13 protein-coding genes are annotated in these 14,327 nt (G+C 64.0%); 3 read left to right on the top strand and 10 right to left on the bottom strand.

Annotated features, from left to right (window positions below; genetic code table 11):
- Positions 1 to 2: 2 nt before the first annotated feature.
- Positions 3 to 1,778, top strand: a complete 1,776-nt coding sequence (locus tag NPS29_RS06090) for a GMC family oxidoreductase (RefSeq protein ID WP_274131354.1) — start codon at positions 3 to 5, stop codon at positions 1,776 to 1,778.
- 12 nt (positions 1,779 to 1,790) lie between these two features.
- Positions 1,791 to 3,113, top strand: coding sequence for a cytochrome c (locus tag NPS29_RS06085; RefSeq protein WP_274131353.1), 1,323 nt, complete (start codon positions 1,791 to 1,793; stop codon positions 3,111 to 3,113).
- A gap of 217 nt (positions 3,114 to 3,330) precedes the next feature.
- On the opposite strand, the gene NPS29_RS06080 is transcribed toward NPS29_RS06085, so the two are convergent.
- From NPS29_RS06080 to NPS29_RS06035, 10 genes are all read right to left on the bottom strand, one after another.
- Positions 3,331 to 4,164, bottom strand: coding sequence for an oxidoreductase (locus tag NPS29_RS06080; protein ID WP_274131352.1), 834 nt, complete (start codon positions 4,162 to 4,164; stop codon positions 3,331 to 3,333).
- 115 nt (positions 4,165 to 4,279) lie between these two features.
- On the bottom strand, positions 4,280 to 5,593 hold the full coding sequence (locus tag NPS29_RS06075) for an MFS transporter (protein ID WP_274131431.1): 1,314 nt from the start codon (positions 5,591 to 5,593) through the stop codon (positions 4,280 to 4,282).
- Positions 5,594 to 5,930: 337 nt separating this feature from the next.
- A complete protein-coding gene (locus NPS29_RS06070) occupies positions 5,931 to 6,116 on the bottom strand; it encodes a hypothetical protein (protein ID WP_274131351.1) in 186 nt (61 codons plus the stop codon).
- Positions 6,117 to 6,202: 86 nt separating this feature from the next.
- Entirely contained in the window at positions 6,203 to 6,940 is a 738-nt protein-coding gene (gene hutC, locus NPS29_RS06065) for a histidine utilization repressor (protein ID WP_274131350.1), read from the bottom strand.
- Positions 6,941 to 7,119: 179 nt separating this feature from the next.
- Positions 7,120 to 7,944 (bottom strand): amino acid ABC transporter ATP-binding protein, encoded by an 825-nt coding sequence (locus NPS29_RS06060; RefSeq protein WP_274131349.1) that lies wholly within the window; start codon positions 7,942 to 7,944, stop codon positions 7,120 to 7,122.
- Positions 7,945 to 8,018: 74 nt separating this feature from the next.
- On the bottom strand, positions 8,019 to 8,690 hold the full coding sequence (locus NPS29_RS06055; RefSeq protein ID WP_274131348.1) for an amino acid ABC transporter permease: 672 nt from the start codon (positions 8,688 to 8,690) through the stop codon (positions 8,019 to 8,021).
- Complete coding sequence (locus NPS29_RS06050) at positions 8,687 to 9,346, bottom strand: amino acid ABC transporter permease (RefSeq protein WP_274131347.1); 660 nt, start codon at positions 9,344 to 9,346, stop codon at positions 8,687 to 8,689. The genes NPS29_RS06055 and NPS29_RS06050 overlap by 4 nt, the downstream gene beginning before the upstream one ends.
- 173 nt (positions 9,347 to 9,519) lie before the next feature.
- Positions 9,520 to 10,356 carry a transporter substrate-binding domain-containing protein gene (locus NPS29_RS06045; protein ID WP_274131346.1) on the bottom strand — a complete coding sequence of 279 codons (837 nt, stop codon included), beginning with the start codon at positions 10,354 to 10,356 and terminating at the stop codon, positions 9,520 to 9,522.
- A gap of 23 nt (positions 10,357 to 10,379) precedes the next feature.
- Positions 10,380 to 11,756 carry an FAD-binding oxidoreductase gene (locus NPS29_RS06040; RefSeq protein ID WP_274131345.1) on the bottom strand — a complete coding sequence of 459 codons (1,377 nt, stop codon included), beginning with the start codon at positions 11,754 to 11,756 and terminating at the stop codon, positions 10,380 to 10,382.
- A 4-nt stretch (positions 11,757 to 11,760) separates the two neighbouring features.
- Positions 11,761 to 12,948 (bottom strand): alpha-hydroxy acid oxidase, encoded by a 1,188-nt coding sequence (locus tag NPS29_RS06035; RefSeq protein WP_274131344.1) that lies wholly within the window; start codon positions 12,946 to 12,948, stop codon positions 11,761 to 11,763.
- A gap of 356 nt (positions 12,949 to 13,304) precedes the next feature.
- On the opposite strand from NPS29_RS06035, the gene NPS29_RS06030 reads away from it, so the two are divergent.
- The gene (locus NPS29_RS06030; protein ID WP_274131343.1) at positions 13,305 to 14,270 is read left to right on the top strand and encodes an isopenicillin N synthase family dioxygenase; all 966 of its coding nucleotides are present in this window, start codon (positions 13,305 to 13,307) and stop codon (positions 14,268 to 14,270) included.
- Positions 14,271 to 14,327: the final 57 nt, after the last annotated feature.

Genomic DNA, 14,327 nt, shown 5'->3' with positions numbered 1-14,327 from the left:
ACATGGCAACTGCAAAACCTAAAGTGGACGCCGTCATCGTCGGCATGGGCTGGACAGGCGCGATCCTGGCCAAGGAACTGACCGACGCCGGCCTGCACGTGGTGGTGCTGGAACGCGGCGCCGACCGCGACACCCAGCCGGATTTCGCCTACCCCAAGGTGGTCGATGAACTGGAAGGCTCGGTGCATCGGCGCTACCTGCAAAGCCTGTCCCAGGAGACCGTCACTGCCCGTCACGGCCTCAACGGCACCGCCGTGCCGTATCGGCAGATGGGTTCGTTCAAGCCGGGCACCGGTGTGGGCGGGGCGGGCAGTCACTGGTCGGGCTGCCACTTCCGCGCACTGCCGGAAGACTTCAAGCTGCGCAGCAATGTCGAGCAGCGCTATGGCGCGAAATTCATCCCCAGCGACATGAGCATCCAGGACTTCCCGGTCAGCTATGAGGACCTGGAACCGCATTTCGATCACTTCGAATACGTCTGCGGCACCTCGGGCAAGGCTGGGGTGATCCAGGGCGTGAAACAGGCCGGCGGCAACCCGTTCGAAGGTTCGCGTTCCCGTGAATTCCCGCTGGGGCCCAACCCCAATTACCTGGGCGCGGAGATGTTCTACAAGGGCGCCCGCGAGATGGGCTGGGATCCGTACCCGATTCCCGCTTCCAACGCCTCGGCACCTTACGTCAACCCCTACGGCTGCCAGATGGGCCCGTGTAACGCCTGTGGTTTCTGCAGCGACTACGGCTGCCTGAACTACTCCAAGGCCAGTCCCAACATCAGCATCCTGCCGGTGCTGCGCCAGCGCAAGAACTTCGAGCTGCGCACCCACGCGCAAGTGCTCAAGGTCAACCTGGACAGCGACGGCAAGAAGGCCACCGGCGTGACCTACCTCGACGCCCAGGGCCGGGAAGTCGAGCAGCAGGCCGACCTGGTGCTGCTGTGCGCGTTCTCGCTGTACAACGTGCACCTGATGCTGCTGTCGGGCATCGGCAAACCCTATGACCCGCAGACCGGCGAAGGCACGGTGGGGCGCAACTATTCCTACCAGAACCTCAACCGCGTGGTTCTGTTCTTCAACAAGGACGTGCAGGCCAACCAGTTCATCGGGATCGGCGGCGCCGGCACCACCATGGACAACCTCAACGGCAACCAGCTGGACAATGCCAAGGCCGGTTTCGTCGGCGGCGGCATCATCTGGGCACGTCAGCCGGGTGCCGGGCCGGTGCGCGGGATCAACGTGCCGCCGGGCACGCCGAACTGGGGCACGGCCTGGAAACAGGCGGCCAGCGATGCGTTCCGCCACTCGTTCTATTTCGAGGTGCAGGGCGCGTGCATGTCCTACAAACAGCACTATCTGAGCCTGGACCCGACCTACAAGGACGGTTTCGGCAGGCCGCTGTTGCGCATGACCTTCGACTGGCACGACAACGAGGTCAAGGCGTCGCAGTTCCTGGTGGGCAAGGCCATGGAGATGTCGAAGATCCTCAACCCGACCGCCATGTCCGGCGACGCCAAGAAGCCGGGCGAGCACTACAACATCACCAAGTACCAGAGCACCCACACCTGCGGTGGCGCGATCATGGGCAGCGATCCGAAGACCTCGGCGCTCAACCGCTACCTGCAATCGTGGGACGTGCACAACGTGTTCGCCATCGGCGCCAACGCCTTCCCGCAGAACAACGGCTACAACCCGACCGGGATGGTGGGTGCGCTGGCGTACTGGTCTGCCAAGGCCATTCGCGAGCAGTACCTGAAAAACCCCGGCCCGCTGGTTCAGGCATAAGGAGAAACAACGATGAAAAAGTTTCTCTTGAGCCTTATCGCACTGGGCGTGCTGGTGTTCGTGGCGCTGTTCACGTTCGCCCTGTGGCCCACTTCGACGCCTGCGTTGAGTGCCTCGGCGAGCATCGACCAGGCGTTGATCGACAAGGGCCGCTACCTGGCCGACGCCGGTGACTGCACCGCCTGCCACACCACCAAGGGCGGCCAGCCGTTCGCCGGTGGCCTGCCGATCGCCTCGCCGGTGGGCACGCTGTACAGCACCAACATCACGCCGGACAAGGACACCGGCATTGGCAAGTACTCGCTGGACGAGTTCGACCGCGCGCTGCGTCACGGCATCGCGGCCAACGGCGACAGCCTGTACCCGGCCATGCCGTTCCCGTCCTATGCCCGCGCCAGCGACGATGACGTGCGTGCGCTGTATGCGTACTTCATGCAGGGGGTGGAGCCGGTGAAAGCCGAGAATCGCGCCAACGACGTGCCCTGGCCGTTGTCGATGCGCTGGCCGCTGGCGATCTGGCGCAAGGTGTTCGCACCGGCGCCGCAAGCGGTGGCGTTCGACGCGGCGCGTTACCAGGACCCGCAGATCGCTCGCGGCGCCTATCTGGTGCAGGGCCTGGGGCATTGCGGCAGTTGCCACACGCCACGGGCGCTGACCTTGCAGGAGAAGGCGCTGGATGAGTCGGGCAGCGAGTACCTGGCTGGCGGCCCGGTGATCGGTGGCTGGCTGGCGGTGAACCTGCGCGCCAACCCGGCAGACGGCCTGGGCAACTGGAGCGCCGATGACATCGTCGCGACCCTGCGCAGCGCCCGCAGCGAAACCCACGCGGTACTGGGTGGGGCCATGGGCGATGTGGTGGTGCACAGCACCCAGCACTTGAACGACGCCGACTTGCACGCCGTGGCGGCCTACCTGAAGAGCCTGCCGCCGAGCGCCCATTCGGTATCGAGCTTCAAGGCCGATCCGGCCACCGCCAAGGCGTTGCAGGCAGGGCAGGAGAGCGGTCGCGGCGCCGAGCTGTACGTCGACAACTGCGCAGCCTGCCATCGCACCGACGGCCAGGGCTATCAGCGGGTATTCCCGAAGATCGCCGGCAACTCGTCCGTGCTGTCGCAGGATCCGGTGTCGATGATTCGTCTGGTGCTGACTGGCAGCAAACTGCCGGCTACGGCAACGGCGCCGTCGGAACTGGGCATGCCGGGCTTTGCCTGGCGCATGTCCGATGAAGAAGTGGCGCAACTGCTGACCTTCATCCGCAGCAACTGGGGCAACCAGGCGCCTGCGGTGAAAGCCAGCCAGGTCGCCGAACTGCGCGCGACTTTGCCCAAGCCATAAAAGCAGAAGCGGCGTCACGCGCAATGCATGACGCCGCTTTCTTTCATCAAATTTGCCCCCCGACCCCGTAGCAGCACGGCTTGCCGGCGGGCTGGCGCGCAGCGGCAGTAAAATCAGACGACCGCGTTGTATCAGGCAAATCGCGTTCACCGGTTTTACTGCCGCTTCGCGCCAGCCCGCCGGCAAGCCGTGCTGCTACGAAATCAAAGGGATACCATCAGATATCGGTAGACCGCGTCACCGCTTCCCACGCCGTGATCTCGGCTTCGAGCTGCGCCAGTTTGTCCCGCACCAGTTTCAGTGCATCGCTGCCCAGCAGCAGGTGGGCGGGTGGGTTGTCGCTGGCGATCAGCTTGAGCATCGCGTCAGCGGCCTTGACCGGGTCGCCCGGCTGTTTGCCGCTGCGTTCCTCGCGGGCCTTGCGGACCGGATCGAAGCTCTCATCGTAATCGGCGATCTGCCGTGGCGCCCTTTGCATCGAACGGCCAGCCCAGTCAGTGCGGAATCCGCCCGGCGCCACCGCCGTGACGAAGACATTGAACGGCTTGAGCTCCTTGCCCAGCGATTCGGAAATCCCCTCCAGAGCGAACTTGCTGCCGTGGTAATAGGAAATCCCCGGCATGGTGATGAAGCCGCCCATGGAGGTGATATTGATGATGTGGCCGCTGCGGCGCTGGCGGAACAACGGCGCGAACGCCTTGATCATCGCTACCGCGCCATACACGTTCACATCGAACTGCTGGCGAAGATCGTCCAGCGACGACTCTTCCAGAATCCCTTCGTGGCCGTACCCGGCATTGTTGACCAGCACGTCCACGGGGCCATAGGCGGTGTCGACGTCATTGATGACGCTGTCGATGGCCGAGAATTCGGTCACGTCCAGCAGCACCCCATGGGCGCGTCCCGGTGCCTGGGCTTCGAAGTCCGCCAGCGCCTGAGGGTTGCGCAAGGTGCCGATGACGGTGTGCCCGGCGGCCAGCGCCTGTTGCGCCAGGGCCCTGCCGAAGCCTGTGCTGACGCCGGTGATGAACAGGGTTTTGGTATCGCTCATGTGATGTACCTCGTCAAACGTGATGCCGTGGCTGTAAGACCCCCATGTTAGAAACATTGACGTGGCGGGCGATGGATCAGTTCTACGCGATGCTTGCCTGATCCTGCCGTGGCGTTTAGACCGCAGTGCGGGTGACCAGGCGCAATCCGCTGGCGATGCTCCCCACCGCCGCAAACCCGGCGCCGATGCTCAACGCCAGCACCGGGCCGTGTTCGCTGGAGATCCCGAAGCTCAACGCCACCAGCGCCGCCCCTGTGGCCTGGCCGATCAGGCGCGCCGTGGCGATGGTGCCGCTGGCGCCACTGGAACGTGACCTCGGGGCGCTGGTCATCAGGGCTTTCTGGTTCGGCGCCTGGAAGAAGCCAAAGCCGATGCCGCACAGGACCATCCGCGCGGCGATGGCCACCACGCTGGCGTCGGCGGGCATGGTCGCCAGGGAAATCATCCCGCAGCACAGCAAGGCCAGCCCTATGCCGCCCAGCAGCCCCGGTTGATAACGGTCGGACATGCGTCCGGCGAACGGCGCGATCATCGCCACCACGACCGACCAGGGCGTCATCAGAAAGCCGGTCTGCACCGGGTCGCGGCCCAGTGTCGCCTCGAAAAAGAACGGCAGCGAGACAAACGCCAGGCCCTGGGTTGCGAAGGAGCAGAAAGCCGTCAGTGCCGACAACGCAAACATTGGCCGCTTGAGCAGGTCCAGTGGAAACATCGGCGCCGGGTGCCCTGTCTCGCGTTTGATCATTGCCGCGCCGCACACCAGGAACACCGCCAGGGCAATCAGCACGCTAGCCAGCGAGCCCAGTTGCGCGGCCTGGCTTAGGGCGAAGATCAGCGCGCCAAAGGTCAGGACGTTGAGCAGCGCGGTGACGCGGTCGAAGGTCAGGCTGCCGGGCTTGACCACCGGCAACGAGTTCCAGGCGAACACCAGGGCGAACACGCCGATGGGCAGGTTGATCGCGAACAGCCACGGCCAACTGGCAACCGACAGCACCAGCGAGGCGATGGTCGGGCCGATAGAGAACGATGTGCCGACTACCAGCGCGTTCATGCCCAACCCACGGCCCAGGCGCTCAGGGGGGAAGATGGAACTGATCAGACCGGCGTTGACGCTCATGATCGCGCTGGCGCCCAGGCCTTGCAGCACGCGGGCGATGGTCAGGGTTTCAAGGGACCAGGAAAAGGTGCACAGCGCCGACGACAGTACGAACAGCATCAGCCCGCCGAGGTAGACCTTGCGCTGGCCCAGCACCCCGCCCAGCGCCGCGAAGGGCAACAGCGTGGCGACGGCGGCGAGCTGGTAGGCGTTGATGATCCACACCGACGCAGCGGGGGAGGCTTTCAGGTCTGCGGCAATGGCGGGCAGGGCGGTATTGGCGATGGCCGTGTCGAGGGTGGCCAGGGCGATGGACAAGAGAATCGCCACCATGCCGCGAAATTCGCGGGAGGTGAGCTTGTCATTGATCGGGGGAGGGTTCTGGGTAGCCGGCTGACCAGGCAGCTGGGTGGTGGACTGGACCATTATCGACAACGCTCCGGGCATCGCGGCAGACAAGGCTGCCAAGGCAGGCGAAAGCGCTATGGTGCCTATTGGTTAGGCAGCTATGCAATGGACAAATCCACGATGTTGGGCGCCTGTTGCTTCTCGGGCGACATATCCCCTGTAGGAGTGAGCTTGCTCGCGATAGCGGTCTGACAGTCACAACAGTATTGCCAGACAAAATGCTATCGCGAGCAAGCTCACTCCTACAGGATTGGGGGAGTTCCTAGCCCCCAGCCGTATCGATATCCCGGTCCGTCTCACCCGTCTGGTTCTCTTCCTTGGTGGTGTCCGGCGACTCGTGTTCCTCGGGCTCGAAATCCGGGGTGTAGCTGTTATCGTCGGTTGTTTCCCCGTTGGTCTTCTCCGGATCGATGCCCGGGTCGTTACGTTCGGTGCTCTGGTCGTTCATATACCTCTCCTCGCAAGCCCTGGTGAACGGGTCTTGTTGATATCGAGGGCGTGACGGCGCAGGGGTTCGATCAATCCGCCGATCGGTCAGGCATTGCGCCAGGCACCAGTCACCGGCAACCGGCTGCCCAGACGGTAGCGCGAAGAAGGGTGGACCAATCGCACGAAGGTCACCACCCGGTCCTTGTGCCAGGTGCGGCGCATCAGGACCAGGCACGGCTCGCTGGCGTCGATCTGCAGGTGCCGGGCCTCGTCGGCGCTCGGGTGGCCGGCCTCGACGATGTGCTCCATTTCGTCCGGCTCGATGATCTGCAACAGATAGCGCGCCGACTGCACCTGATCGCCAAAGGGCTGATGCAGGAAGTCCGGCGCCGTCTGCGGGTTCACATAACGGTCCTCCAGTTGCACCGCGACATCTTCCTCGTAATGCACGCACAGCAGGTGAAACACCGAGGCACCCGTTGGCAGCGAGAGGGCGGCGGCAATGGACATCGACGCCGCTTCCCGGGCCAGGTGCAGCACCTGACAGCGATAACGGTGCCCACGGGCGAGAATCTCGTCGGCGATGTTGGTGATCTGCAACAGGTTCGACTGCGGCTTGGCCTTCGCCACGAAAGTGCCGACCCCGGAAACCCGCACCAGCCGGCCTTCCTCGCTGAGTTCGCGCAAGGCACGGTTGACCGTCATGCGCGACATGCCCAGCTCCAGTACCAGGCGGTTCTCCGAAGGGATCAGGTCGCCGGGTTTCCATTCGCCCGAGGCGAGCTTGCCATGGACGAAATCCTTGGCCTGGCGATACAGAGCCTGGGGCACGGTTTTGTCCATCTGCAATCCTCCTTCTGGTTCAACACCTGTCCGTAGCAGCACGGCTCGCCGGCGGGCTGGCGCGAAGCGGCAGTAAAACCGGTGAACGCGATTCGCCTGACACGACGCGGTCGTCTGAATCTACTGCCGCTGCGCGGCAGCCCGCCGGCAAGCCGTGCTGCTACGGGGGGAGTGGATGCTCATCGACCACCGTCCTGCCAGAACGCATTGCGATCCAGGTAGTTCTGCAGGAACTGCTGCAAGCGGGGCTGGGTGGCGTTGTGGAAGATGTCCCGGGGTGTGCCGCGGGTGACCACTTCGCCCTGGTCGAGGAAAATCACCGAGTCGGCCACCTGGGCGGCAAAGCCCATTTCGTGGGTGACCACGACCATGGTCATGCCTTCCTTGGCGAGGGTCTTCATCACCTGCAGCACCTCGCCCACCAGCTCCGGGTCCAGCGCTGAGGTGGGCTCGTCGAACAGCATGATGTGCGGCTCCATCGCCAGCGCCCGGGCAATCGCCACGCGCTGCTGTTGCCCGCCCGACAACTGCGCCGGGTAGCTGTCGGCCTTGTGCGCCAGGCCGACTTTCTCCAGCATCGCCATGCCACGCTTGCGCGCTTCGTCCGCCGGCAGCTTGCGTACCTGACGCAACGCCTCACACACATTGCCCAGCGCAGTCATGTGCGGCCACAGGTTGAACTGTTGGAAGACCATGCCGACGTTGCGCCGCACCTGGTTGATCTGTGACTGTGGCGCGCGCTTGCGGCCCCGGTCGGTTTCCTGCCAGCCGAGCAACTTGCCTTCGATGTGAATCTGGCCTTCGTCGTATTCCTCCAGAAACGCCATGCTGCGCAGCAGTGTGCTCTTACCCGAACCCGAAGGCCCGATCAGGCACACCACTTCCGAGCGGCGCACCTCAAGGTCGATACCCTTGAGCACCCGCAACTGGCCGAAGCTCTTGCCGACCTTGCTCAGCGTGAGAATGGTGGGCTGCTCGCCGGGCGCGGTTGCAGAAGTCTTCATGCTGTCACCTTGTTGCTCGCTGGCTTGCTTACGTGGCTCGGCGCTCGCACCGCCACCAGGGATCAGAAAACTGTTCATCGTGCTTGCCTGTTCATGAAGCGGCCGACGCGGGTTTCCAGGAGCATGCCCAGCCGCGAGCACAGTTCCACCAGAATCAGGTAGCCGATGCACAGCATCAGCAGGGTTTCGACGAAGGCGAAGGTTTCCGAGCCGATGCCGGTCAGCACCATCGTCAGTTCCGGAATGGTGATGATCGACAGCACGGCGGTTTCCTTGCACAGCACGGTGATCATGTTGACCAGCGCCGGGAGAATGATCACCAGCATTTGCGGCACCTGGATGCGCCAGATGCATTGCAGGCGGGTGATGCCCAGGCAATCGGCCGCTTCCAGCTGGCCACGGGCGACGGACTCGAAGCCGGAACGGAAGATCTCGGCGAAATACACGCTGCCGTACACCCCAAGGCCCAGTATCCCCGCAGGGACCGGGTCCAGGCTCAGGCCGAAGGACGGCCCGCCGTAATAGATCAGGAACAGTTGGACCAGAAACGGCGTGCTGCGGATCAGTTCGATGAACACCCGCAACGGTGCGCGCACCAGGCTGTTGCCGAACACCTGGGCGACGGCGATCAGCATCCCCAGGGCCATGCCCAACACCACGCCGCTGCTCCAGGTGCCGAGGGTGACGAGGAATCCCGAGCCGATGTCGCCCAGGTGATCGGTGATGATGCTCGGATCGAAGATCATGCGCCGCGCTCCTTCAATCGACGTTCAAGCAGGCTGCCGCAGTACGCCAGCGGGATGTTGATGAGGCAGTAGAAGCCGGCCAGCATCAGGTAGTCCTGGACGAACATGTAGTCGCTGGCGGCGAGGTTCTGTGCGGTGCGGGTCAGGTCAGCCAGGCCGACCACCGAGACCAGCGAGGAGGCCTTGATCAGCAGGATCATTTCATTGACCAGCGAGGGCAGGGTCAGGCGCACGGCCTGGGGCACGCGGATGCGCAAGAGCATCTGCCTGGCGCTCAGGCCCAGCAGGCCCGCTGCTTCCAGTTGCCCGCCAGGGATGGCCATGAAGCCGCCACGCATGATCTCGGCAATGTAGGCACCGGCCGCCAGCGACAGGCCGATGACCGCCGCCACGGTGGGCGAGACATTGGGCAGGCCGATGCGCGGCAGGAAGTAATAGATGAACAGCAACTGCACCAGCAGCGGAATGCCGCGGAACACGAAAATGTAGGCGCCACCCAGCCGGCGCAGCAATGGCACCGGTGACAGGCGCAGGCTGCCGACGATCACGCCGATGACAAAGCCGATTGCCAGGGCTGCGATGGAAACCTGCAACGTCACCCACAGGGCGTCGAGCAGGAGCGGGGCATTTTGCTGTAGCAAGGGCCAATCGAACACGGTGTGACTCCAGCGAGCTTAAACATCTGTCAGTACACCTCCCTGTAGGAGTGAGCTTGCTCGCGATGGCGGAGTGTCTGTTGACGAAAAGTTATCTGACACACCGTCATCGCGAGCAAGCTCACTCCTACAAGGTTTGCGTCGTTCCAGAGTTGAAGGAACGACGCCAAGACTCACCACGTCGGTTCGAAATCACCCTTGGGCACGTCCATCTCTGCGCCCAGCCATTTTTTCTGCAGGGCGGCCAGGCGGCCGTCGTCGTGCATCTTCGTCATGGCGGCGTCGAGGGCGGCGATCAGGCTGTCGGCGTCGGCATCCTTGCGGCCCAGGTAGGCGAAGTAGGATTTCTTGCCGAACGGCGGTTGCACCACCTTGTACAGATTGGCCTTCTGCGACGCGACGAAGGAGATGTTCGGCAGCGAGTTGGCCACCGCGACGATGCGCTTGGCCGCGAGGTCCGCGTAGGCCTGGTTGTTGTCGACGTATTCGCGAATGGTCACCTTCTGCGGCAAGGTCGCGGCGAAGGTCTTCAGCTCTTCGAGTTGCGCCGAGCCCTTGCCTGCGCCCACGGTCTTGCCAGCGATGTCTTCGGGTTTCTTGATGCTGTCGTCCTTGGCACCGACCATCAACGCGACGGTGGCTTCGGCAATCGGCGAAACGAAGTGGTAACGCTCCTTGCGCGCCTTGGTGACGATGATGGGGCCTGCCACCACGTCGAATTTCTTCGCCTCAAGGCCCGGCAATACGCTCGGCCATGGCAGGTCGAGGAACTTGATCTTGACCCCCAGCTCCTTGCCAAGCTCGGCGAACAGCTCCGAGTTCAGGCCCTGCTGCTTGCCCGCTTCGAGGTAATCGAAGGGGGCGAACTGCATTTCGGTGCCGACCACCAGCTCACCGGCCTTCTTCACATCGGCCAGTTGGTCGGCGTGCGCCGCCATGGGCAACCAGGCCAGTGCGACCGCGATGCTCAGGCTTTTCAACGTACTGCTGAATGGAAAATCGAGTTGCATGGTGCGCGCTCCTTCTTCGGCATTCAGCCGAATATTTTTCCGGGGTTGAGGATGTTGTTGGGGTCGAAACAGCGTTTGAGCTCGGCCATCGCATCCAGCGCTTCGTCACTGACCGAGTGGTGCAGGAACTCGCGCTTGAGCAGGCCGATACCATGTTCGGCGGACACCGCGCCGCCCAGTTCACCCACCGCTCGGTACACCAGCTCCTCGATTTCAAGGACCGGCGCAGGCTGCGGCAGGCTGTTGCAGTCCACGGTCAGGTGCAGGTTACTGTCCCCGATGTGGCCGAAATACACGCTGTGGTTGCCCGGCCAGCGCAGGTCCAGGCGCTGGCGACAGAGGTCGGCAAACTCGCCGATCTGGCCGATGGGCAGGCTGATGTCGAAGTTCAGCGGGGCGATGCGCACCGGGAATTCGCCGGTGGCCTCGCGGATCTTCCACAGGCTGCGCGCCTGGGTGTGGGAAGTGGCGAGTATCGCGTCGACCACTTCGCCAGCCTCGATGGCCGCCTCAAGTGTCTGCTCCAGCACGTTGCTGGTCGCCGAGGATTCGAGCAGCACATACAGCGGATGGTGATCGGGCATCGGCGCGACCGGGTTTTCCAGCCACGACACACCCATGCGAAAGAAGTCCTGCCACATCAACTCGTAGGCCTGGGGCGTCCCGGCGCTGCGCTGGATGCGCCGCAACAGGGCGACGGCGCTTGTGTAGTCGGGCAGGGCGCAGAGCAGGGTGGTGGTCTGGCCAGGCTGCGGGGCGATTTTCAGTACCGCGCGGGTGATGACGCCCAGGGTGCCTTCGCTGCCGATGAAGTTCTGTTTGAGGTCATACCCGCAGTTGTTCTTGATCATCTTGTTCATCAGGTTCAGCACGCGTCCGTCGGCCAGCACCACCTCAAGGCCGAGCACCAGGTCGCGGGTCATGCCGTAGCGGATCACCGCGTTGCCGCCTGCGTTGGTCGCGATATTGCCGCCGATCTGACAGGAACCGCGGGCGCCCAGGTCCAGCGCGAACAGGTAGCCGGCGTCGGCCACGGCCTGCTGGATGTCCTGCAGCGTGGTGCCGGCCTTGACCGTGACAGTGGCAGCGGCCGGGTCGATTTCCTCGATGCCGCGCAGGCGCTCCAGCGACAGGGCAAAGTCAGTGGCCCGTGGAACGGCGCCGCCCGCCAGCCCCGTCATGCCGCCTTGTGGCACCACGGCTTGCCCGGCCGCGTTGCAGATGCGCAGCGCGGTGGAGACTTGCCCGGTGTCCTTGGGCAGGATCAGCGCCGCAGGGCAGGCCGGGGCGTGGCGCGTCCAGTCGCTGAAGTGGCGCGGGCTGATCGCCTCGCCAGTCAGCACCTGGGCCTCGCCGAGGGCTTCGCGTAACTGGTCGATGGTCTGTTGCACGTCGCTCATGGGTTCAACTCACGATAAAGGTGGCGTCGGCCTTGGGCCTGGCGCGCAGTTGATTCAGGTCCGGCTGGCCGAGCAGGGTCAGGGCCAGGCGCAGTTCGTGGGCGAGCAGGTCCAGCGCATGGCCCGCGCCGGCCTGTCCGCCGACCGCCACCCCGTACAGCGTCGCCCGGCCCAGCAGCACGGCGTCCGCGCCCAGGGCGCATGCCTTGAGAATGTCGGTGCCACGCCGGATGCCGCTGTCGAGCAGGATGCTCAGGCGGCCTTTGACCACAGCGGCGATGGCGGGCAGGCAATCGAGACTGGCAGGCACGCCGTCCAGTTGGCGGCCGCCGTGATTTGTGACGACGATGCCGTCCAGCCCCAGGTTCACGGCCTGCTCGGCGTCGTCGGGGTGCATCACACCCTTGAGCAGCAGGCGATGCGGCCAGCGGTCACGCAAGCGCGCGAGGAATTCCCAGTTCAGTTGCTTTTCCATCTTCTCGCCAATGAAGTGCGCGGCGCCTGCGGCATTGCGCTGGTCGGCGGGCAGGTAGCGATCCAGATTGGCCATGCTCGGCATGCCCTGGGGCCACAGCGCCTGTTTGATCCAGCGCGGATGGCGCAGCACGTCGAGCTTGTTGCGCAGGCTCAATTGCCGGGGGCGGGCGAAGTTGCGCTTGTCCCACTCACGATTGCCCAGCAACACGGCATCGCTGGTCAGCAGCAAGGTCTGGCAGCCGACGTTTTCGGCACGCTGGATCAGGTCTTCCTGCACCTCGGGGTCGCTCATGCTGTAGAGCTGGAACCACAGGTTGACGTCAGGCACGGCTGCGGCGATCTGTTCCAGCGAGCTGGTGGCCACGGTGCTCAGAGTGAAGGGCAGGCCGCGCTCAGTGGCGGCCCGGGCCAGGTGAATGTCGGCGTCGCGGTGCAGCATGCCGTTGTAGCCGGTGGGGGCGATGGCGATCGGCAGCGCCTGGGCACGGCCCAGCAGGCTGCGGCGGGTGTCGGGTGTCTGCCAAGGCACCAATGTTCTGGGCAGCAGGCTGACCTCGGCAAAGGCCTGGCGATTTCGCTTCAAGGTCAGTTCTTCTTCGGCGCCGCCTTCCAGGTATTCCCAGGCGAAATGCGGCAGGCGTCGGCGGGCCATGTGGGCCAGTTCGGCGATGCTGTGGGCGCGAGCGAAGTCGGTACCTGAATGATAGCGGCGCATGAAAATCCCTGGGCAAGCTGTATAGACAGCCAAGGCAAGATGCAGGCCAGTTCATGGCACAGGGGTAGATGGCGCTCTGCCGCGCAGGACTTGCGCGGCGGTCTGCTGTGATGTCACCAAAAGTTGCACCGAATGGGGTCCCTGTGCCCGCTGCTGGGGCGTGTGGAAACCGGACTCGCCTCGTACCTGTAGGAGTGAGCTTGCTCGCGATGGCGTTTTTGCGGTCGGATATCCATTGCATGCCATATCGTCATCGCGAGCAAGCTCACTCCTACAGGGCCGAGATGATAGGGCGGCACACTAAATGCTTGCCCCTGTCTATACAGCTGCCGCCATCCACCCCATGAGGAGCCCGTATGACTGCCACCGCCAACCTTCCGCTGATCGACATGGCGGGTGTCCGCCAGGGCGACCAGGCTGCCATCGCGCGCGCCGGGGAGGCCATTCGCAAGGCCTGCAGCGAAATCGGTTTTTTCTACATCATCAATCACGGCGTGCCGCAGTCGGTGATCGACAACGCCATGGCGGCGGCCAAGACCTTCTTTGCCTACCCGGCCGAAACCAAGCGCAAGGTCGCAGTCAACAAGCGTCATCGCGGCTGGCATGCGCTGGGCGGGGCGCTGATGTACGAGGCCACCAAGCCGGACTTCAAGGAATTCTTCAGCATGGGGCTGGAATTGCCCGAAGATGACCCCTGCGTGCTCGCCGGGGAAGCGCTGCGGGGGCCGAACCAGTGGCCGGATTTCATGCCCGAATTGCGCATGGCGCTGGATGCCTACTACGAGGAAATCGGGCTGGCGGGGGCCGATCTGTTGAAGGCGGTGGCGGTGGGGTTGGGGATCGCGCCGGATTTCTTCGCGCCCAAATACGGCAAGCGCCTGCAACGCACGCAGATGGTCTATTACCCGCCGCATCCACCGATGGCCGAGGCCGACCAGTTCGGCGTTGCGCCGCACACCGACTACGGCTGCATCACCTTGCTGTATCAGGACAACAGCGGCGGTTTGCAGGTGCGCGAACTGGGCAACAACAGTTGGATCGACGCCACGCCCATCGAGGGCAGCCTGGTGGTGAACGTGGGTGACCTGTTGGCGCGCTGGTCCAACGATCGTTTCCGTTCGACCTTGCACCGGGTCATCAACAAGTCAGGGCATGAGCGCTATTCCATCGCGACGTTCTACGATCCGACCTATAGCGCCGTTGTCGACCCTTGCGATCTGGGGATCGAACCGGCCAGCAGTCTTTACCCGGCGGTGGCGGCGGGGGACTACATTCTCAAGCGGATCGATGATTCGATGGCGTATCGCAAGAAGGCGCAGTGAATCATCCCGATGATCGCTACGGCCATGATGATCGTTCCCACGCTCTGCGTGGGAACG

Source organism: Pseudomonas putida (assembly GCF_028682175.1).
Taxonomy (GTDB): domain Bacteria; phylum Pseudomonadota; class Gammaproteobacteria; order Pseudomonadales; family Pseudomonadaceae; genus Aquipseudomonas; species Aquipseudomonas putida_AD.
The sequence above is the reverse complement of the archived record's forward strand: the minus strand, read 5'-3'. Positions and strand labels throughout refer to the sequence as shown.

What these genes read in the sequence shown, in the direction of transcription:
- NPS29_RS06080 (WP_274131352.1), bottom strand. Translation starts at nt 4,164, where the DNA reads ATGAGCGATACCAAAACCCTGTTCATCACCGGCGTCAGCACAGGCTTC.
- NPS29_RS06060 (WP_274131349.1), bottom strand. Translation starts at nt 7,944, where the DNA reads ATGAAGACTTCTGCAACCGCGCCCGGCGAGCAGCCCACCATTCTCACG.
- NPS29_RS06040 (WP_274131345.1), bottom strand. Translation starts at nt 11,756, where the DNA reads ATGAGCGACGTGCAACAGACCATCGACCAGTTACGCGAAGCCCTCGGC.
- NPS29_RS06030 (WP_274131343.1), top strand. Translation starts at nt 13,305, where the DNA reads ATGACTGCCACCGCCAACCTTCCGCTGATCGACATGGCGGGTGTCCGC.
- hutC (WP_274131350.1), bottom strand. Translation starts at nt 6,940, where the DNA reads ATGGACAAAACCGTGCCCCAGGCTCTGTATCGCCAGGCCAAGGATTTC.
- NPS29_RS06070 (WP_274131351.1), bottom strand. Translation starts at nt 6,116, where the DNA reads ATGAACGACCAGAGCACCGAACGTAACGACCCGGGCATCGATCCGGAG.
- NPS29_RS06045 (WP_274131346.1), bottom strand. Translation starts at nt 10,356, where the DNA reads ATGCAACTCGATTTTCCATTCAGCAGTACGTTGAAAAGCCTGAGCATC.
- NPS29_RS06055 (WP_274131348.1), bottom strand. Translation starts at nt 8,690, where the DNA reads ATGATCTTCGATCCGAGCATCATCACCGATCACCTGGGCGACATCGGC.
- NPS29_RS06075 (WP_274131431.1), bottom strand. Translation starts at nt 5,593, where the DNA reads ATGGTGGCGATTCTCTTGTCCATCGCCCTGGCCACCCTCGACACGGCC.
- NPS29_RS06085 (WP_274131353.1), top strand. Translation starts at nt 1,791, where the DNA reads ATGAAAAAGTTTCTCTTGAGCCTTATCGCACTGGGCGTGCTGGTGTTC.
- NPS29_RS06090 (WP_274131354.1), top strand. Translation starts at nt 3, where the DNA reads ATGGCAACTGCAAAACCTAAAGTGGACGCCGTCATCGTCGGCATGGGC.
- NPS29_RS06035 (WP_274131344.1), bottom strand. Translation starts at nt 12,948, where the DNA reads ATGCGCCGCTATCATTCAGGTACCGACTTCGCTCGCGCCCACAGCATC.